11 protein-coding genes are annotated in these 21,716 nt (G+C 42.7%); 9 read left to right on the top strand and 2 right to left on the bottom strand.

Annotation, left to right across the window (positions count from 1 at the left end; translation table 11 throughout):
- Positions 1 to 1,449 precede the first annotated feature (1,449 nt).
- From AACS98_RS13965 to AACS98_RS13925, 9 genes are all read left to right on the top strand, one after another.
- Positions 1,450 to 1,728, top strand: a complete 279-nt coding sequence (locus tag AACS98_RS13965; protein ID WP_066380756.1) for a hypothetical protein — start codon at positions 1,450 to 1,452, stop codon at positions 1,726 to 1,728.
- A gap of 253 nt (positions 1,729 to 1,981) precedes the next feature.
- On the top strand, positions 1,982 to 7,369 hold the full coding sequence (locus AACS98_RS13960; protein WP_066380754.1) for a type I polyketide synthase: 5,388 nt from the start codon (positions 1,982 to 1,984) through the stop codon (positions 7,367 to 7,369).
- 169 nt (positions 7,370 to 7,538) lie between these two features.
- Complete coding sequence (locus AACS98_RS13955) at positions 7,539 to 9,269, top strand: SDR family NAD(P)-dependent oxidoreductase (RefSeq protein ID WP_066380752.1); 1,731 nt, start codon at positions 7,539 to 7,541, stop codon at positions 9,267 to 9,269.
- A 329-nt stretch (positions 9,270 to 9,598) separates the two neighbouring features.
- Positions 9,599 to 10,948, top strand: coding sequence for a beta-ketoacyl [acyl carrier protein] synthase domain-containing protein (locus AACS98_RS13950; protein WP_066380750.1), 1,350 nt, complete (start codon positions 9,599 to 9,601; stop codon positions 10,946 to 10,948).
- Between the two features lie 59 nt (positions 10,949 to 11,007).
- On the top strand, positions 11,008 to 11,202 hold the full coding sequence (locus AACS98_RS13945; RefSeq protein ID WP_157087519.1) for a hypothetical protein: 195 nt from the start codon (positions 11,008 to 11,010) through the stop codon (positions 11,200 to 11,202).
- Positions 11,203 to 11,230: 28 nt separating this feature from the next.
- The gene (locus AACS98_RS13940; RefSeq protein ID WP_066380748.1) at positions 11,231 to 14,575 is read left to right on the top strand and encodes a PfaB family protein; all 3,345 of its coding nucleotides are present in this window, start codon (positions 11,231 to 11,233) and stop codon (positions 14,573 to 14,575) included.
- 99 nt (positions 14,576 to 14,674) lie between these two features.
- Positions 14,675 to 16,348, top strand: a complete 1,674-nt coding sequence (locus tag AACS98_RS13935; RefSeq protein WP_066380746.1) for a PfaD family polyunsaturated fatty acid/polyketide biosynthesis protein — start codon at positions 14,675 to 14,677, stop codon at positions 16,346 to 16,348.
- 58 nt (positions 16,349 to 16,406) lie between these two features.
- Positions 16,407 to 17,939 (top strand): thioester reductase domain-containing protein, encoded by a 1,533-nt coding sequence (locus AACS98_RS13930; RefSeq protein WP_066380744.1) that lies wholly within the window; start codon positions 16,407 to 16,409, stop codon positions 17,937 to 17,939.
- Between the two features lie 519 nt (positions 17,940 to 18,458).
- Complete coding sequence (locus AACS98_RS13925) at positions 18,459 to 19,319, top strand: SDR family NAD(P)-dependent oxidoreductase (protein ID WP_066380742.1); 861 nt, start codon at positions 18,459 to 18,461, stop codon at positions 19,317 to 19,319.
- A gap of 36 nt (positions 19,320 to 19,355) precedes the next feature.
- Here the strand turns inward: AACS98_RS13925 and hetI are convergent, their stop codons facing one another.
- Positions 19,356 to 20,060, bottom strand: coding sequence for a 4'-phosphopantetheinyl transferase HetI (gene hetI, locus AACS98_RS13920; RefSeq protein WP_066380740.1), 705 nt, complete (start codon positions 20,058 to 20,060; stop codon positions 19,356 to 19,358).
- 505 nt (positions 20,061 to 20,565) lie between these two features.
- Positions 20,566 to 21,582, bottom strand: coding sequence for a sulfate/molybdate ABC transporter ATP-binding protein (locus tag AACS98_RS13915; RefSeq protein ID WP_066380739.1), 1,017 nt, complete (start codon positions 21,580 to 21,582; stop codon positions 20,566 to 20,568).
- Between the last annotated feature and the right edge of the window lie 134 nt (positions 21,583 to 21,716).

Below are 21,716 nucleotides of genomic sequence, written 5' to 3'. Positions count from 1 at the left end.
ATTTATCTGCAAACTAACTGGAAAAAGACAGGTAACACGTAGCAGAAGGAAAGAGAAGTTTTTTCTGCGGTTGGTATACGCATTTTGTAACGGCTAGTATGAGTAATTTTTCCCTGTATTTATATCAATGAGCAAGCAGTTCTAATTAAGTTTATCTGACTGGTTTGATAGCTTGGCTACTCTCGCACAGTAACCATCTGATTGCAACATTAATGATGGTTAATTAACTACAAATCTTTCTTCAGTTCTACCTTAATTAGAATTCGTATCCAGTAGCGAAAAATACGTTTGCTTTTTTAAAAAACTTCAATCCCAATTAATCCGAAGTGACGAGTGGAAATTCAGGGCATAATTTTTTAGTAGACGTGTTCAATCATTGCAAAAAAATGTGATTTTGTCAATTGATGGGGGATTAGTCATTAGTCATTGGTCATTGGTCATTAGTTATGAGCTTTTCTTTGCCGCTCCCTCATCCCCCTAATCCTTTTGTGATGTGTCTCTGAGATTATCGAGGAATGGCGATCGCAACAGTTGTTGATCAGACATTCTCTGTGATTATGTGAGTAAAATCATCATTTCTAGACATTGCTCAAACATATTCGGTATATCTTAGTCGTAATTGTTGTATTTTGACTAAAGGCTTGATGTCTTAGTAATTTTGCATGATTTTTGGTGTTAAATACTCAGACATAATTAACTCACATAGTCGGCTGGCAGTAGTCTGTAGGGGTTTAGCATTGCTAAACCCCTACAGCAATAGGGAATCAGCTTTTAGATTAGTCTTGAATTTGCTCAAGAACCAAATAAGAGTCATACATTCTTTGCCTATTCCCTATTTTGTTTAAACTGCACAATATATCAAAGAAATTTTTGCTTAATAAATACTCTTTCAGCCCCATAAGTCATTTATATTAAAAATTCATCAAAAAACAAACCTTGATTATGATGTAGTGCTGAGAAATAAATTATCAATGCTATGTAATCTGATTTGTGTATGCAGGGAATGTTTACGGGCTGGAAAATCAACTGATGCTGTCATATCTTTCTAGATAAAGTGAACTTTATAGCCGACATCAAGCTACTTACTAGCCAAGAATTATGAGTTTTCAATTATACTTGTGTATTATGCAAAAATTGAGAGTTTCATCAACTAACACCCGGCTTTTTTATAAAATTCATTTAAACCAATGATTTAGTTTCTATGAATTGTGCTATTCTTTGTATTAATTCAATACTTAAAAGCAGCGAGGAAAATTAGTTATTTATGTGCGCGTGGAACAGTAAATAATGACTAAACCTAGCTGCATGGTTATCACCTTTAAATGGTTGCTGGTTCGTGTAAATAACTGTGTAATTCCGAGTCAAGGTGATGTTTCTTCTGTAACGAACTTGTCAACTTTTCTGGGTTAAATCCCATAACATATATTATCCTGGACGCTGAAACTGGCTATGGCATTCATCAAGATACAGAACGTTGTCATTAATACCAACTATGTGGCTGCGGTGAAGCTAGATCATCAAACGAGTTTGGGAGAAAAAAGCGTTTCAGTTCTCATAGCTACACCTAAATTGCCATTGTCCAATTTGGATACAACTACTCACAATTTCTACCATTACGAATGGATTGAATTTACTGGTCAAGCAGCTACCGCGCTTCAAGATTATTTTACCAGCTTCAATAACGTCATCGACCTGTTACCACAATATCAAGAGTCGAGCGTGAGATAACATGATTTTGCAATAGCCTAGAAACGCCAACAGCGTCCATTCATCAGGGTGAAGTGGGAGGAGAGGCTAGGAAGAGGCAGGGGGGCAGGGGAAGCTGGGGAAGCAGGGGAGGAAAATCCAATGCCCTGTGCATCAATGCCCAATGCCCTATTCCCAATGCCCATTTGCTAACAAGAAAGAACACTTCTCAGGGTAAGCAACAGAAATTACTGTAGCTACAAAATCCACAGTACCCCAGAAGAGAATATTTACTATGTCTGCTAATTCAATTGATGCTGCCTTGGCGGAGTTAGAAAGCCAAATTAGTAACTGCGAAAAGGCTTTGTTGCGGTGTATTGAGGACAAAAAGATGAACTTGGAACAACCAATGTCAATTAACAAAATTAACAGACAACTACAACAAAATCCTATAGCCATTATTGGCATGGCTTCTCTAGTTCCTCAAGCTAGAAACTTGCGGGAATATTGGCAAAATATCATTAATAAAGTTGATTGCATTACCGATATTCCTGCCACCCATTGGAGTGTAGAAGATTATTACGACCCCAACCCCAGAACACCCGAAGATAAAACCTACTGTAAACGTGGCGGGTTTATTCCAGAGGTGGATTTTAACCCGATGGAATTCGGTATTCCTCCCAGCATTTTAGAAGTTACCGATGTTTCGCAACTATTAAGTCTCGTAGTTGCAAAAGAAGCAATGGAAGATGCTGGTTATGGCGAATCTCGTGACTTTAACCGCGAGATGGTAGGCGTAATTTTAGGGGTAGCAATGGCGAAGCAATTGGGGATGCCCCTGTCTGCGCGTTTAGAATATCCTATTTGGAAAAAAGTCCTCAAAAGCAGTGGACTTTCCGACGAAGACACCGACAAAATCGTTGAAAAAATTAAAAGTGCTTACGTCAAATGGGATGAAAACGCTTTCCCAGGGATGTTAGCTAACGTCGTTGCTGGACGCATTGCCAACCGCTTGAACTTTGGTGCAATGAACTGTGTTGTTGATGCAGCTTGTGCTAGTTCCTTCGGTGCGTTGAAAATGGCAATTAGCGAACTGGTGGAATATCGGGCTGACATGATGCTGACTGGTGGTGTAGACACCGACAACACCATCATGGCTTACATCTCCTTCAGCAAAACCCCAGCCGTTTCCCCCAGCGAAAACGTTAAACCCTTCGATGCTAAATCTGATGGGATGATGCTAGGTGAAGGTGTTTGTATGCTGGTGTTGAAGCGTCTGGAAGATGCAGTCCGCGACGACGATAGAATCTATGCAGTCATCAAAGGTATAGGTACTTCCAGCGATGGACGCTACAAGAGTATTTATGCACCCCGCAAAGAAGGTCAAATCAACGCCTTACGTCGTGCTTACGAAGATGCTGGTTTCTCTCCTGCTACCGTTGGTTTAATTGAAGCCCACGGTACGGGAACAATGGCTGGCGACCCCACCGAATTCGGTTCTTTAAGAGACTTTTTCGCTGAACACGACAACAAAAAGCAACATATCGCTTTGGGTAGTGTGAAATCTCAAATCGGACACACCAAAGCAGCAGCAGGTGCAGTCAGTTTAGTTAAAACTGCCTTGGCATTGCATCACAAAATCTTACCACCGACAATTAACATCACTGAGCCGAATCCCAAGCTCAATATTAACAACTCCTCATTTTATCTCAACACTGATACTCGTCCGTGGATTCGGGCGGAAGGTGAAGCACCAAGACGTGCGGGTGTGAGTTCCTTCGGTTTCGGTGGAACAAACTACCACGTAGTTTTGGAAGAATACGACAGCGAACAAAATCGCCCCTACCGTCTGCACAGCACCCCCCGCGAAATCCTGCTGTTTGCTGCTACCCCGGCGGAATTGCTGAAAAACTGTGAACAAGTTTTGAATAACTTGCAGTCAGAAGCTGGTGATAGACACTTCGCCCAATTAGCGCAAGATTGTCAGTCTCTAGAAATTCCCCAGAATGCAGCTAGAGTTGGTTTTGTCGCGGAAAATCTGCAAGAAGCTTGCAAGTTGATGCAAATTAGCATTGACTGGTTGAAACACAAAGGTACTGTTACTAATTGGGAACATCCCCAAGGAATTTATTACCGTGCTTCTGGGATGGAGTTAGGCGGTAAAGTAGTGGCGTTGTTCTCCGGTCAAGGTTCTCAATACCTGGAAATGGGTAAAGAACTGGTGATGAACTTCCCCACCTTCCGCCGTCTCTACGGTTATATGGATGGGTTGTTGCTGCAAGATAACTTGCGTCCCCTCTCAGAAATTGTGTTCCCCCATCCGGTATTTGATGAGGCTGAGAAAAAGGCTCAAATTGCTGCACTGCAACGCACAGAATACGCACAACCAGCGATAGGTGCATTTAGTGCGGGGTTATATTCCATCCTCAAACAAGCTGGGTTTAAGTCTGACTTTGTAGCTGGACACAGTTTTGGGGAAATCACCGCTTTATGGGCTGCGGGGGTGTTGAGTGACCAAGATTATATGTACCTAGTCAAAGCTAGGGGTCAAGCAATGGCTGCACCAAAAGACCCTGATCATGATGCGGGTACGATGTTGGCGGTGAAAGAAGATATTAATAAAATTGAACCGATTCTCAAGCAGTTTCCACAGGTAACGATCGCTAATTATAATTCTCCTACTCAGTTTGTTTTGGCAGGGTCAACCGCCGAAATTGCGAAAGTCCGTCAGGTTTTACAAGATAAAGGTTATGCAGCCATACCTTTACCAGTATCCGCCGCTTTCCACACCTCACTGATTGCTTTCGCTCAGAAATCCTTTGCGATCGCTACCAAATCAGTTACATTTAATCAACCTAAGCTGCCCGTATTCAGCAACGTTACAGGTAAGCAATATCCCACAGAATCCCCAGCCATTCAAAAAATCCTAGAAACTCACCTCGCTAACTCGGTGCTGTTCAAACAGGAAATTGAAAATATTTATGCTGCTGGTGGTTATTGCTTCGTGGAATTCGGGCCGAAGAGAATACTGACTAACTTAGTCAAAGAAATTTTAGGCGATCGCCCCCATGTTACCGTAGCTTTGAACCCCAGCGCCCAGAAAAACAGCGATCGCTCTCTGCGAGAAGCCGTAGTACAAATGCGCGTCCTGGGTATGCAGTTGAAAAACCTCGACCCATACCAAACCCAGCCAACCCTACCCCCAACCAACACCAAAAAAGGTCTGAGTGTTAAGTTAAACGGTATCAACTACGTGTCCGAAAAAACCAAAAACGCCTTCGTGCAAGCGTTGAATAATGGACACAAAATATCCTTAACACCTGCACCCACAGTCAATGTTACCGCTACCCCAGTGCAAGAAACACCCGCCATCTCTGCACCTGCGGCTACCGTCACCCCCCAACCAATGACACCCGCCATCTTTGCAGCAGTCAAAGAAACCAACGGTAACGGTAACGGACGCGCCCCCAAAATTACCAATAACTCTACTATCACCACCGAAGCAAAACCCGAAATGAACTCTGCGATCCTTGCACCTCAACTAGCCGAAGAAAAGAAGATGCAAACACCAGAAACACTGGAAAACTTCCAGCGAGTGCTAGAAAGCCTAGAGTACCTAATGACTCAATTCCAGCAAAACCAAGCTGAGAACCTGCAAGTACATGGTACTTACCTCAACCATCAGATGGAATACACTAAAGCCTTCTTCCAACTGATGCAACAGCAAAATGCTTTGTTTGCTAACGCCAAGACTTCCCAAGAAGCAGCCCAGCTTAAGCTAGTAGTGACGGAAAGCTTGGAACGCAGCATGACACAGTTTCACTCTCAACAAAGTGAAACCCTCCGCATTCATGAAAAATATCTTCAGGAACAAGTAGCTTACGCGAAAAACTTCTTCGACCTGATTCAACAACAATATTCCTTAGTTCTTTCCAGTGGCGTAACTGCACCAGCCACCGAAACACCAGTTAAAGAAGAAGTTACCAAACCCATCCCCGCTTTCAGCATTGACACCCCCGTTGTTGAAGCACCCGCACCTGTCACCGCCAAAGTAGAACCCCAGCCTCAGCCTGTAGTTGAGCCTGTAGCTAAACCCGAATTCACCATTGCTGATGCACCTGTTGCACCTGCACCCACAGCTTGGCAAATTCAGCCTGAACCTGTAGTTGAGACACCCGTTGCAGCACCCGAACCTGTGGCTCAAGTCATCGCGCCCCCAGTCCCAGAAGTTGAAGTAACTCCTGCACCTGCACCTGTAGCTGCACCCGTCGTAGATGTGGCTGAGTTGGGTAACAACCTACTAGCAATTATCAGTGATAAGACTGGCTACCCAGTTGAAATGCTGGAATTGGAAATGGACATGGAGGCAGACTTAGGAATTGACTCCATCAAACGGGTAGAAATCTTAGGCGGATTACAAGAATTGTATCCTGATTTACCCAAGCCAAACTTAGAAGAACTAGCAGAAAAACGCACCATTGGGCAAATTATCGAGTTTCTTCAAGGCAATGCAGCTAGCGGTCAAACTGTAGCAGTTGTAACACAGCCTGTAGAACAAGTAGTAGAAGTACCTGCACCTGCACCCGTAGTTGCTCCCCCTGCACCTGAGCCAGTGGCAGTTGTAGAAACCATTGCAGAGACGGCAGTTGCAGACACCACAGATTACGCAGACATCGGTCAAAACCTGATTAACATTATCAGTGATAAGACTGGCTACCCAGTGGAAATGCTGGAATTAGAAATGGATATGGAGGCTGACTTAGGGATTGACTCCATCAAACGGGTAGAAATCTTAGGCGGATTACAGGAATTGTATCCCAACCTGCCTAAACCCAACGTCGAAGAATTAGGCGAATTGCGTACAATCGGTCAAATTGTTGACTACCTCCAGAAGTTGGTGGGAGGTGAAAAAAAAAAGCCTCAGCCTGAGTTTGACTGGGAAGCAGTAAAAATCATTGACGGTGTACAACGCCGTCCAGCCAAACTCAAATACCTGCCAGCACCGGATAGTTTAGAGTTCACATTACCAGAGGGACACATCTGTTTAATTACTGATGATGGCTCTCTGACTACCTCCCAAGTAGCGCAAGCCTTAACAGAACGGGGTTGGAAAGTGGTAGTTTTGAGCTTCCCCCAATCGATTGTACCCCAGCGATCGCCTTTACCCGCAGGTGTGAATCAAGTCACCCTTGCAGATATGAGTGAAGAACTACTACAAGAAAAATTATCTGCGATCGCTACCCACTACGGCACGATTGGGGCTTTCCTCCACCTCCACCCAGCATTTCAGGTAGATAACACCGGGAAAATTCCCTTCCTCCCAGCAGAAAAAGCCATTGTAAAGCACGTTTTCTTTATGGCGAAGCACCTGAAAAAATCCTTGACGGAAGCCGGACGGTATCAACGTAGTTGCTTCTTTACTGTAACTCGCTTAGATGGCAGTTTTGGGTTGGAGCATAATGTGAACTTTGGCGCAGTTGGTGCTGGGTTATTCGGGTTAGTTAAGACTCTGAGATGGGAATGGTCGAATGTGTTTACTAGAGGTATTGACCTCAGTCCGAGTTTAAATCCGCAAACTTCAGCACAACATATTGTTGATGAGTTGCATGATTCTAATCTTTGCATCTCTGAGGTTGCTTATGGTTCTCAGGGGCGTGTTACTTTGATTAGTTCTTTCGAGTAGAGGGTTTGGGGATTGAGGAGGAGTTTAAAAACGCAGAGGGGCGCATATTCGCGTAGCGTCTCGCTCCAGAAGGTAAACGCAGAGGTACGCGGAGAGAATTTACCTAGTCCCCAGTCCCCAGTCCCTAGTCCCTAATCCCTATTTATTCAAAGCTAAGATTTTTAATAAGATGACTACACTGACTCAGGTTCGTTCTTCTTCGGTTTTTGTTGTTAGTGGTGGTGCTAAGGGAATTACGGCGCAATGTGTGACTCGATTAGCGCAGCACCAGCCTTGTCAGTTTATTCTGCTGGGGCGTTCGCAGGTGATGGAAAATGAGCCTGATTTCGCTCAGGATTGTTTTGAAGAGGCTGTGTTAAAAAAACGGATTATGCAGCATCTTATCTCCCAAGGGGAGAAGCCTACACCGATGAGTGTACAGAAAGTTTATAACAAAATTGTTTCTAGTCGGGAGATTAAACAAACTCTGGCGGAAATTCAAAAGGCTGGCGCAAAGGCTGAATATATCAGTGTTGATGTCACTAATGTGGCGGAGTTACAGCAAAAATTAGCGGCTGTGTCGGCACGAGTGGGGAAAATTACAGGGATTATTCACGGTGCGGGTAACTTAGCTGATAAGTTGATTGAGAAGAAGACAGACCAAGATTTTGAGAAGGTTTACACTGCTAAGGTGCAAGGTTTGGAAAATCTGCTGTCTTGTGTGGATGCTAAAGAATTAGAACATTTAGTGTTGTTTTCTTCCGTGGCGGGATTTTATGGGAATATTGGACAATCCGATTATGCGATCGCTAATGAAATTCTCAATAAGTCAGCCCACTTGATTAAGCAATACAACCCTAACTGTCACGTTGTCGCTATCAACTGGGGCGGTTGGGATAGCGGTATGGTGACACCAGAACTCAAAAAAGCTTTCGCAGAAAGAGGAATTGATATCATTCCTGTGGATGTCGGAACACAAATGCTAGTCAATGAACTCCATCCCAGCCATCGTGACTCTACACAAGTAGTCATTGGTAGCCCCATTATCCCCCCAGCCGGCACACTAGACCCCCAACTCCGCAGCTATCGCATCCGTCGCCGCCTAAGTGTAGATGCAAATCCCTTTTTAATGGATCATGTCATTGCTGGGACTCCCGTACTACCAGCCACCTGTGCCATGTCTTGGATGATTCATGCTTGTGAAGAATGCTATCCAGGTTATCGCTATTTAAGATGTAAAGACTTCAAAGTTTTAAAGGGGATTACCTTCAATCAAACATCAAAAGAATACATTCTCGAAATTCAAGAACTCGCTAAAAATGGTGCTGAATCAATCGAATTTCAGACCACAATTTTGAGTAAAACCCCCGAAGGAAAAACCCATTATCATTTCCGCGCTAACATTACAACTGTGCGGCAAACACCAGAAGCACCGATATATGAATCTGTAAATTTGACAGAAGATAATATCATCACCACAACTGGTAAAGACTTCTATCAAAATGGAGATTGCTCCCTCTTTCATGGTGCAGCATTCCAACAAATTACCAGAGTTATCAACATCAGCCCAGAGAAAATTACTGTTGAATGTTTCTGGTCAGAAATCTCACCAGAAACCCAAGGACAATTTCCCATCAGATGGTATAACCCTTACGCCACAGACTTAAGTACCCAACCCTTATGGGTATGGTTAAGCCACTATCACCAAGAAGTATGCTTACCCGGACAACTAACAAATTCAGAACAATTTAGACCCATTCCATGTAACGCCCCCTTCTACGTTTCTTGTGAAATCATCAGCAAAACCGCAACCGGCTTAACCGCCAACTTCATGCTTCACGACACCGAAGGAAAACTATACTCCCGCATCCTGGGAGCAAAAGCCATAATTGCACCCATGAACCTACACAAACCGAAGTAGGAGCGACTGGTGATTGGGGACTGGGTATTAAGAATAAATTCCCCCTCATCCCCTCCCTCTGCGCGACGGACACTTTGCTCAAGTCGGCAAAGCCGCCCACGCAAGTGTCCTCCTCTGCGCCTCTGCGTGAGACAAATCTTAACTTAAAACCCCTCAAAACATCCTAAATGAACTAGGATGGCAATAGTAAACCATTTATTAATCTCAAGTTCGGGAATAGCGTAAATCCTTGCGAGTTTAGAAAACAGTTTAAATACTGTCAAATTCAGGAAGCGAAAACCTTACCTGAAACTGCTCTTATCGCTTAATACCCAAACGAGGAATAAACAGTGGAAAAAATCGCCATCATCGGATTATCATGCCTCTTTCCTGATGCTAACAATCCCGATCAATTTTGGCAGAATCTCACTGAGCAGAAAGATTCGACATCATCAATTAGAGTCGAAGAAATGGGCTTAGACCCCACAATATTTTACGAACCAGTAAAAGGCAAGCCGGAAAAATTTTACTTCCTCAAAGGTGGATTTATCCGCAATTTTAAATTTGATGCCAGTGAATACAATCTGCCATCGGAATTTGTGGAAAGCTTAGATAACACCTTCAAATGGTCACTATACGCAGCCAAACAAGCAATACAAAATAGTGGTTATTGGGGAAATAAACAAGTCCTATCTAAATGTGGCGTAATTTTAGGAACACTTTCCTTACCCACAAAACTTTCTAATCAACTAATTGCACCAATTTATCGGCAAACCATCGAGCCAGCGATCGCAGAACTTTTACAAAATCAAGATTTCCATCTAGCGGCTATCCCTACAACTACTAAAGCCGCTACGCAAAACGCGATGATTTCCGGTTTACCGGCTGCATTAATTGCTAAAGCTTTCTCTCTTTCAGCTACTCATTTTTGTATAGATGCAGCTTGTTCTTCCTCCTTCTATGCCATCAAATTAGCATCCCATTACTTACAGTCAGGCAAAGCTGATGTCATGCTAGCCGGAGCTATCAGTTCCTCAGATCCTCTATTCTTAAGGATGCTATTCTCCGGTATTCAAGCCTATCCAGAAAACGGCATTAGCGCACCTCTAGATCAAGCTTCACGAGGCTTAATTACCTCTGAAGGTATCGGCATGGTAATGTTAAAACGCTACAGTGATGCTGTCAGAGATAGAGATAAAATCCTAGCAACGGTTTGCGGTAATGGACTTTCTAACGATGGCAAAGGTAAGCATTTAGTCAGCCCCAATACCAAAGGACAAATCCTAGCCTTTGAGAGAGCCTATCAAGAAGCTCGACTTAACCCCAAAGCTATTGATTATATGGAGTGTCACGCTACCGGCACATTACTCGGAGACACCACCGAACTCACCTCCATAGAATCCTTTTTTGGACAACATCAAGCAAAACCTTTAGTTGGTTCAGCCAAAGCTAACGTCGGTCACTTATTAGTAGCTGCTGGGATGGTAAGTTTAACGAAAGCAATTTATAGCCTAAATCAAGGTGTAATTCCACCCACCATCAACATCAACAACCCGATCAAATCAGAAAACAAAGTCATTCCCTCCAACAACATCGTCCGAACTCCCACACCTTGGCCGCAAACCAACCCAACCAAACACATAGCCTTAAGTGCCTTTGGCTTCGGTGGTACAAACTCCCATCTGATTCTAGAGAAATAAAAAAGTTTGTAGTAAGGGCTTCAGCCCTTTCTGAAGCACTGTAGGTTGGGTTGAACAAAGTGAAACCCAACATAGTTGAGGGTGTTGGGTTTCCTTACGTCAACCCAACCTACAACTTCACTAGACCTCTTGCAAAAATTTGCGCTCTTACCTTTGCGTCTTTGCGCCTACCCTGCGGGTTCCGCTTTAGCGGTATGCGCGAACTTTTAAAAGAATTACGCAGCAACACCAAAGTATTGATGCAAGAAGTCTAATAAATTCAACATTGACAATACTAAAGAGATGTCAGAACAAAAAATCGCTATTGTAGGCATGGATGCCTTCTTCGGTGAATGCAACACCTTAGACGCATTTGAACGTAGTATCTACGACGGTAAACAGCACTTCATCCCCCTACCGCCTAAGAGATGGTACGGTATCGAAACACAAAAAGAACTACTACAAAAGTACGGCTTAGTAGAAGGTAAAGCCCCCGTAGGCGCATATATCAAAGAGTTTGATGTTGATACCCTCACTTATAAGATTCCTCCCAACGAAGTCGAAAAACTCAACCCTCAACAACTGCTACTACTGACAGTAGCCGATCGCGCCCTCAAAGATGCGAAAATTCCAGAAGGTGGCAATGTAGCTGTCATTATCGCCACAGAAACCGAGTTATCTGTCCATCAACTACAACAACGCTGGGATTCGTCTTGGCAAGTCAAAGACGGTCTGAATGCGGCAGAAATTACGCTACCATCAGAAAAAATTGCCCAACTAGAAACCATTGTTAAAGATAGCGTTCACCATCAAGTCGAGATTGGTGAGTATTTAAGCTACATCGGCAACATTATGGCGAGTCGCATTTCTTCGCTGTGGAATTTTACCGGGCCTTCTTTCACTCTCACGGCTGTAGAAACTTCCACATTCAAGGCGTTGGAAGTGGCACAAATGCTACTGTTGACTGAAGAAGTTGATGCTGTAGTTGTCGGTGCGGTCGATTTAGCTGGCGGTGTTGAGAACGTATTATTACGCGGTCAATCAGCTAACATTAATACTGGTGTTAACACCTTGAGCTATGACCAAAAAGCCAACGGTTGGACACCGGGAGAAGGTGCGGGGGTTGTAGTTCTCAAGCGTCATGACCAAGCACTCGAAAATGGCGATCGCATTTATGCCGTAATTGATGCCGTTAGTATCGGTCAAACCTACTCAAATCTAGACGGCGCAAGCATTAACCAAGCTTGTCAGCAAGCCCTACAAACCGCAGGTATTCAACCCGACCAAGTTAACTATGTCGAGGTTTGCGGTAGTGGAATTCCCCAAGAAGACGAAGCGGAAATTGCTGGTTTAGTCCAAGCCTATCCGCCTGTAGGTAATGGTTTACACTGTGCTATTGGCAGCGTCAAAGCTAATATCGGTCATACCTGTGTCGCCTCTGGAATCGCTAGCTTAATTAAAACGGCTTTATGTCTGTATTACAGATACATCCCAGCCACCCCTAACTGGTCTGGTGTCAAAACACCGGAAGCTTTTGAAGGTAGTCCTTTCTATGTGGCGACAGAATCCCGTCCTTGGTTTCTCAGCAAGAACGCCCCGCGACGTATCGCCGCCGTTAATGGTATGGGTTCTGATGGGAGTTACGCCCATGTAATTTTGTCGGAAGAAGTCAATCAACCAGAACGTCCGAATAGATATTTACAGCAAACGCCTTTCTATCTGTTCCCCATAGCGGCTGATGACCGTTCTAGTTTGATGACGGCTTTGGATAGTCTACAAAAGAGTATTGAAGAGAGTGATTCTCTATCTGAGACTGCTAGCCAAGCGTTTAATAGATATCAGCAACAAACCACCGCACAGTACGCTGTATCAATTACCGGACGCAATAAAAAAGAACTTCTTCGAGAACTAGAATCAGCCCGGAAAGGTATTAATGCAGCCTTTGATAAAGGAACAGATTGGCAAACACCCACAGGTAGTTACTTTACAGCCAACCCCTTGGGTAAAAAAGGCGAGGTGGCTTATGTGTATCCGGCGGCGGTAAATTCTTATATAGGTATTGGTCGTAATCTGTTCCGCCTCTTCCCCAAACTGCATGACAACCCCTTCGTCAAGAGTATCTACAAACGGGCTGCTGATGTGGAACGTCGGGTATTTCCGCGTAGTTTGAGCAAGTTAACTACCAGACAACTAGAAAAGCTAGAGAGGGAATTGTTAGATGATTCTCTAGCCATGTTTGAGGCGGAAATGTTCTGCACCAGACTGCTAACCACCGTGATTCGGGATGATTTTCAAGTCAAACCGAAATATGTGTTTGGCTATAGCTTGGGTGAAACCAGTATGATGGTTGCTCAGGGGGTGTGGAGCAATTTTTATGAAGGTAGTAGTTCTTTCAACTCATCAGCATTATTTGGCGATCGCTTATCAGGCCCAAAAAATGCTGTGCGTGAGTATTGGGGATTACCAAAATCTACCACAACTTCAGAGGATAATTTATGGGGTAATTATGTGTTAATGGCGAGTCCTGTACAAGTACGGGATGCCATTAGAAACGAACCCCATGTTTATTTGACACAGATTAATACCCCCGAAGAAGTATTAATTGCAGGTGAACCAGCAGCTTGTCAAAGGGTAATTAAAACCATTGGTTGTAATGCTTTCCCTGCTCCCTTCGATCATGTGATTCATTGTCAAGCCATGCGATCGGAGTTTGATGAGCTAGTCAAATTAAATACACTACCAAGTCAGGAAATACCCGGAATTGTATTTTATTCGGCGGCTGAGTATCAAACCATCAAATTAGAAAGTGAGATAATTGCTCATAGCATCGCCACAGGGTTATCTCAAGAATTAGACTTTCCCAAATTAGTTAACCGCATCTACGACGACGGAACAAAAATCTTTATAGAAGCTGGTGCTGGTAGTGTTTGTTCTCGCTGGATAGACAAAATCCTCGAAGACAAAGAACACATCACAGTATCCCTGAACCGTCGCGGGATGGATGATCACAGTTCCATTGTCAAAGCGTTAGGTAAACTCGTTAGTCATCGGGTGAATTTAGACTTATCACCACTTTACAGCCCAGTTACAACCAGCAAGCAAAATAAAGCCATGCTGCGGACTGTCACAGTTGGTGGTGACTCAATTACTAGCAAAATTTTAACGGAAGAAAACCGTAAACTCTTCCAAGAGATAGCAGAAAAACGACAGCCAAAACAACCAGTATTTGGTGATTACCTGAGTATAAATTCCCTGAACTTATCTCAGGATGTTACTAATAGTGAAAACCCGACTGTAGAAATTCCTACTCCCACAGTTGACTCAGAAAAAGATTCCATGAAAGATATCATGGAACACAATTTTAAAATAGAAGAACCAGTAGAATTTTCTGAGTCAAATACTTCTGACTCTGCAACGCCTCAGAGAGTTTTAAATTCACCTGAAACCGACGACGAATTTGCCACCATCATCAATATGTTGGAACTAAACAAAGTTCAGTATCAAAAACTGAACGCAAACAACGCACGCATAACTAAAAATCACACAGACTTCTTAAAAGCCAGACAAGATTTTAGTAAACAACTGAGCGAAATCATTCAATTACAAATGGTTTGCGCCGCAGATTTATTGAATGAAGAGGCGAAGTAATTCAAGTTTGTAGTAAGGACTTTAGTCCTTAGAAAAGAAGGACTGAAGTCCTTACTACGAACATTAATAATTTATTGCATATCGTGCGAGGAAACGACTGTGACGACTGTGGATACGCTTATAAATAAATCTGATAATGGTCTGGGCTTTCCCAACCACACCAACAATCACAATCTAGTTTGGAAAGGTAATTTAGATTGTGTAGCTTTTGAAAAAACAGCTATCAAAAATAAATTACTGGCTGTAGATAAACCTTGTTACTTTGTCAAAGTAGCAGAAAAAGTTGGCGTAACTAATGATGGTTTTTTAACTACTGCTGATAGTGCTACAGTCGGACAATTAGAACTATTAACATCAATTGCACCCATCACCAGCCAACAACTAGGCGACTCCAGTTTTCTCTCATGTTATGGTGTGAAATATGCCTATATGACTGGTGCAATGGCTGGCGGTATTGCTTCCGAAGAAATGGTCATTGCATTGGGTAGAGAAAAGATTTTAAGTTCTTTTGGTGCAGGTGGTTTAACTCCTGAGAGACTAGAAGCAGCTATTCAAAAAATTCAACAAGCTTTACCTCATCATCCCTACGCTTTTAATTTAATTCACAGCCCTAATGATATGGCAGTTGAACGCCGGGCTGTGGATTTATATTTAAAATATGGTGTGCGAATTGTTGAAGCTTCCGCATTTTTAGATTTAACACCTAACATTGTTTATTATCGAGTTGCGGGGCTAAGTTTAAATGATGCGAATCAAATTGAAATCAAAAATAAAGTAATTGCCAAAATTTCTCGCCGAGAAGTAGCGAGTAAATTTATGCAGCCAGCACCACCAAGAATTCTCCAAGAATTGTTGCAACAAGGTTTAATTACTGAGTTGCAAGCTAAACTTGCTGCTCAAGTTCCAATCGCTGATGATATTACTGTAGAAGCTGATTCTGGGGGACATACTGATAATCGTCCCTTGGTTTGTTTGCTTTCTTCTATCATTGCTTTGAGGGATGAAATTCAAGCTCAATATAAAACCTCGCCCTTAAGGGCGGGGTATCAACCGATTAGAGTCGGTGCGGCTGGGGGAATTGCTACCCCAGAATCAGCTTTAGCAGCTTTTATGATGGGTGCTGCTTATGTAGTTACTGGTTCAGTGAATCAAGCTTGTCTTGAATCTGGTGCTTGTGAACATACCAAAAAATTATTAGCACAAGCGGAAATGGCTGATGTGACTATGGCCCCCGCCGGTGATATGTTTGAAATGGGGGTAAAAGTACAGGTTCTAAAACGGGGTACTATGTTCCCCATGCGGGCGCAAAAACTATATGAATTGTATCGCAGTTATAACTCTATTGAAGAAATTCCGGCGGCGGAAAGGGAGAAGTTAGAAAAACAAGTTTTTCGGAAAACTATTGCTGAAGTCTGGGAAGGAACGGCTGCTTATTTATCACAAAAAAATCCTGAAAAGTTAGGTAAGGCTGTTAATAATCCTAAGTTGAAAATGGCTTTAATTTTCCGGTGGTATTTAGGATTATCTTCTCGTTGGTCTACTGCTGCTGAAAAAGGTCGAGAAGTTGATTATCAAATTTGGTGCGGCCCAGCAATGGGAAGTTTTAATGACTGGGTGCGGGGTTCTTATTTAGCAGATGCAAATAATCGTCATGTTGTTGATGTTGCTAATCACATTATGACGGGCGCAGCGTTTTTATATCGCGTTCAAAGTTTGAAAATTCAAGGAATGCAAATCCCTGATTATTACCTGCAATATCGCCCAGTTCGTTAGGAAATTGCTGACTGTTGAGTTTTAACCGTGAGTTCGGTAAATATTTGGAGTTTTCAAAATGAATCTAACACAATCTTATAGTGCGGCAGATATTCAAGCTTGGATGGTGTCTCACCTAGCTGAATTACTGAGTGTAGATGCTGATGAAATTGACCCCAGTGTGAATTTAGAAAGTTATGGTTTGGACTCTGCCCAAGCGATGACTATGGTGAGTCAACTAGAAAAATTGTTAGGCTTTCAACCATCGCCTTTGTTATTGTGGCATTATCCCACAATTGAATCATTATCTCAGCGTTTGGCTGAGGAATTAGAGGAGAAAGCAGAGGTAAAAGATACTGGTGCTGTACGTCCAACAAATACTTCTAGTGTCAACATTGATACCCCTATTTTGGATTTACAGGCTGAGGCTGTTCTTGATCCCACTATTCACCCTGGTGGTGCTATTCCTGTTGCTTTACCTATCACTCAACCGAAAAAGGTATTTGTAACTGGTGGTACTGGTTTTTTAGGTGCTTTTATTATTCGGGAATTACTCCAACAGACTCAGGCTGATATCTATTGTTTGGTGCGTGCTGCTAACTTGGAAGAAGGTAAAAGCAAGCTGCAAAAGAATTTAGCTGGTTATGCTATTTGGCAGGATGAGTATGAATCTCGTCTTATTCCTGTTCTTGGTGATTTATCTGAACCATTGTTAGGTCTAAGTTCTACTCAGTTTCAAACTTTAGCCGCAGAAGTTGACACTATTTATCACAGTGCTGCTTTGTTAAATTATGTGTTTCCTTATTCGGCACTGAAAGCGGCTAATGTTTTAGGAACTCAAGAGGTTTTGCGTTTGGCTTGTCAAGTGAAAGTTAAGCCTCTGCATTATGTTTCTAGTGTGGCGGTGTTTGAATCTCCTTTTTATGCTGGTAAAGTGGTAAAAGAGGATGATGATTTTAGCCACTGGGAAGGTATTTATTTGGGTTACTCCCAAACTAAATGGGTAGCAGAAAAGTTAGTGAAGATTGCACGCGATCGCGGTCTGCCTGTTACTATTCATAGACCCCCTTTAATCTCCGGTGACAGTCAAACAGGTATCGGTAACACCCACGACTTTATCAATTTGATGGTTAAGGGTTGTCTGCAAATGGGCTATTTCCCGGCAGTAGAATATATGTTGGATATGTCTCCTGTAGATTATGTCAGCAAAGCGATCGTTTATCTCTCGATGCAACAAGCATCTCTAGGTAAGGCTTTTAACTTACAACATCCCCAACCAGTTGCTTTAAGTGTTTTAGTTGATTGGGTGCGCTCTTTTGGTTATGAAGTTAACATTATACCCTATGAAGAATGGCAAGCTAAGTTAATTGAAAGTGCCACTTCTACTGATAATCCTTTATACACTTTGCGGCCTTTCCTCCTTGAACGTTGGTCTGATGAACAACTCACTATTCCTGATTTGTATCTCAAGGCTAAAAGACCTCACATTAGTTGTGAAGCCACTGTTAAGGCTCTTGCTGGTAGTGGTGTGACTTGTGCGCCAATTGATGCCAAGTTATTTATGACTTATACAGCTTACTTAATTCAAAGTGGTTTTTTGAGTTTGGGTTAGAAGAGTTTAAACGCAGAGGTACGCGGAGGAAGCGCGGAGGTACGCGGAGAGTTTAACAAGGTTTGGCTTTATGCGTCCAATTCACCCAGTTTCTTTGAGAAGCTGGGTCTTTCTTGTGATAGTTCCTGACATTTCTCTTTCCCAGTCCCCAGTCCCCAGTCTCCATACATTAAATTAGGTTTACTATTAACACTAGCTTCATACAATCAATGCTATAAATGAAGTTGACGTAAAGTCGAACCTCTCTGAACAAATCCTTGACTTCATGCCTGTTCTGCAACGGAAGGCGATTAACGCTTTTATGAGTCATTTTTCCTAATTTTGTTTCAACCAGTGCAGTCTACTGCTTAATTTATGTAAGCAAGTGTGTAATGTAGCTGTCTTTATCGCATTGAGTTGCGGATAGGTGGGTAGTTTGATGGTTTGAACTGTCTGGGGTCTGAATTAGGCTACACAGAGTTTACCAACTGTATGATGCGTGAATCCTGCCGTTCAGAATACAGGTATTAGCAGGTTACAATGAGAACTCTCACAGATAAGACAGTGCTGTTGACCGGTGCCTCACGCGGTCTAGGTGTATACATTGCTCGTGCTTTAGCTAAAGAGCAAGCAACTATCGTATGTGTTTCGCGTTCCCGTTCAGGATTAGAGCAAACTTGTCATGCAATTACAGCAGCAGGTGGTAGAGCTGTCGCTATTCCTTTCGATATCGCTAATGTAGCGCAATTATCGGCTCTCACTGAGCAGGTTCACGCAACTGTCGGCCCCGTTGATGTTTTAATCAACAATGCTGGCATCGAAATTAATAGTGCGTTTGCCAATTACTCTCTCGCGGAAATTCAATCTGTCTTCAACACTAACTTATTGGCTGCTATGGAATTAACTCGTTTACTCCTCCCCAACATGATGGAACGAGGTAGTGGCCGCATTGTTAACATTGCTTCTCTGGCTGGTAAAAAGGGTATTGCTTTTAATAGCATTTATTCCGCCAGTAAAGCAGGTTTGATTATGTGGACTGATGCCGTCCGTCAAGAATTAGCTGGTAGTAATGTCAATATTTCGGTGGTTTGTCCGGGATATGTCTCTAACACTGGCATGACTGTCGATCCTCGTTTACCTGCACCTAAATTAGCAGGTATGACTACACCTAAAGGTATCACCAACGCTGTGATGCGTGCTATTAAAGGTAACAAAGCCGAAATCATTGTCAATCAAAATCCAATTACGGAAGGTTTGACAAAATTTATGTTGGCTATGGGACAATTTTCTCCCACTTCGGTTGATTCTCTGTATCGCTGGTTAGGAATAGTCAATTTCAACCACAGACGCTCGGAAAATAGAGCCAATCTCAAGGATGCAGCTGTTGGACGCTATTACTAATAATAGTCGGCTGATTTGGGGATGCGGCTTAGATGGTTAATACTGCCAACATTTTAACTGCCAGCCACAACCCGCTACGGCAAGAGCAGCAACATAGTTATGATCAGGCACTAACTCTAAAAGACTCCAATCGGGTAATGTTTTTAACCTAGCGGGTTCTGTGGGAGTTAGTGCTATTTCAATTTGTTCTAACTGAGATATGCCATCACCAGTTGCTTTTAAATACGCTTCTTTACAAGTCCAGTAGCGAGAGAAAGTTTTTTGTTTTTGGTTTTCAGGAAGCGATCGCACTACATCATATTCTTGTGGTAAAAAAAACCTTTTAGCAAGGGCTTCTACATCAGAAATATCACGCAAATATTCCAAGTCTACCCCAATCAGCCGATGATAATTCACCGCACACAAAGCTAAATTTTGCGAGTGCGACAAGTTAAACAATAACCCACTGTGCTGTAAACCCTCTGCTAATACTGGTTTACCACGGGGTTGATAATCAAATTTGACTTGTTGCGCTTCAATCCCCAAGTAGCCACCTAATATACTTCTAAGACTACCACGACCCGCAATAAAACGCTTTCGGTGTTCTGGAAAATAAAATCTGTTAGCGCGAGTCAGTTCATCACTAGATAAAGTTGCGGCAAATTCTTCTAATTGTGATTCTGCTATATCCAGGTGAATTCGCCAAACATGAACCTCATCTGGTAATAAGCTTAAATCTGTAGGTGCAGGTAGCCAATTCACGTCGCTGCGCTCCGAATTCAAAATTCAAAATTCAAAATTCAAAATTCAAGAATGCTTGGGAAATGAGGAAGGAGCGGAGGGAGGATAACTTTTACCCATTCCCCAGTCAACCGTCAACCGTCAACCATCAACAATTAGGCATTTTGGCACACTCGAATTGAAAAGTATAGCTATCCTATGGAAGTGGGATATTTTTCGTGTGAAAAATAATAAAAACGTTTTAGTCTCTCAGTTCACTGCTGAGGGATTTTTATTGTTGACTACCCTACCCGCTTCTTCATCAACCAATTCAGAATATACAAGGGAAGGAAGAACCAGTTCGTAGTAAGGACTTTAGTCCTTATTGTCTCAGGACTAAAGTAGGGGCGGGTTCACAGATATCATTCATTACTAACGCGGATATCGCTTAACCCGCCCCTACTACAAACCAGCAAAAGCTAATATATATCCTCAGATATTGACAAAAATGTGGTTTTAATGTATTGCGATTCCCTACCTAGCTCTCCTAGATGGAATAGTACAAGGGAAAGGATTTTGCATCCTTTGGTTTTACATATACTTTTTGCTGTGCTTCTAACTGCAACTCATTGAAGCGATCGCGGGTTAAATGAGCAGTCACAACTTGCCCATCATCTAAGGTTAATTCTACCTGAATCTCCCAACCCAAATGTATTAATCTGGTGACTGTCGCCGGCGCAGTAGTACCGTTTGCTTGTTTTTCTATCTGCACATCCTGGGGTCGTAAAAATACCTCTGGGTGTGCTGAATCAAAGCCAGCACTTTGGAAAATCTTGGAGGTGCTAGGTAAGACATTCACCGGGCCGATGAAGCTCATCACAAAAGCCGTGGCAGGATTATCATAAATTTCTGCTGGTGTCCCCACCTGCTCAACCCGTCCTTGATTCATCACCACCACTTCATCGGAAACTTCCATTGCTTCTTCTTGGTCATGGGTGACGAAAACGGTAGTCACATGAACTTCATCATGTAAACGACGTAACCAAGCTCGTAAGTCTTTGCGGACTTTGGCATCTAACGCGCCAAAGGGTTCATCTAATAGTAAGACGCTGGGTTCTACTGCTAAGGCTCTAGCTAAAGCTACCCGTTGTCTTTGTCCACCAGAGAGTTGTGAGGGATAGCGATCGCCTAATCCACTCAATTGCACCAATTCTAGCAACTGTTCTACCCGACCCTTAATTTTTTTCGCGGGTGCTTTGCGGATTTCTAAACCAAATGCAATATTTTGTCTGACTGTCAGATGCTTAAACAGGGCATAGTGTTGAAATACAAAGCCTATATTTCGTTCTTGTACGCTTTGATGGGTGGCATCTTTACCTGTCAGTAAGATTTTGCCACTATCCGGCATTTCTAAACCAGCAATTAGACGCAGTAAGGTAGACTTTCCAGAACCAGAAGGCCCCAATAAAGCGACTAATGACCCACTTTTGATTTCTAAGCTGACTTGATCAACAGCTTTAAAACTTCCGAACTGCTTGGATACATTTTCAACTACTATGCCCACAAGTTCTGCACCTCTGCAACTCTAACTACGGCTAATTGCTAGGATTACCGTAATTTTTATATATACCATATCTCGTGACAATTAAATTAAATTAATCTGAAAAATCTTCCGACAATATACATTTAGTTCGCCCA

Source organism: Anabaena sp. CA = ATCC 33047 (assembly GCF_963870205.1).
In the GTDB taxonomy this organism is placed as follows: Bacteria; Cyanobacteriota; Cyanobacteriia; order Cyanobacteriales; family Nostocaceae; genus Trichormus.
This window is presented reverse-complemented; position numbering and strand designations above follow the sequence as displayed.

Excerpts from the sequence above, each read along its gene's own strand:
- AACS98_RS13940 (WP_066380748.1), top strand. The coding sequence starts at position 11,231 with ATGTCAGAACAAAAAATCGCTATTGTAGGCATGGATGCCTTCTTCGGT.
- AACS98_RS13965 (WP_066380756.1), top strand. The coding sequence starts at position 1,450 with ATGGCATTCATCAAGATACAGAACGTTGTCATTAATACCAACTATGTG.
- AACS98_RS13955 (WP_066380752.1), top strand. The coding sequence starts at position 7,539 with ATGACTACACTGACTCAGGTTCGTTCTTCTTCGGTTTTTGTTGTTAGT.
- AACS98_RS13925 (WP_066380742.1), top strand. The coding sequence starts at position 18,459 with ATGAGAACTCTCACAGATAAGACAGTGCTGTTGACCGGTGCCTCACGC.
- AACS98_RS13960 (WP_066380754.1), top strand. The coding sequence starts at position 1,982 with ATGTCTGCTAATTCAATTGATGCTGCCTTGGCGGAGTTAGAAAGCCAA.
- AACS98_RS13930 (WP_066380744.1), top strand. The coding sequence starts at position 16,407 with ATGAATCTAACACAATCTTATAGTGCGGCAGATATTCAAGCTTGGATG.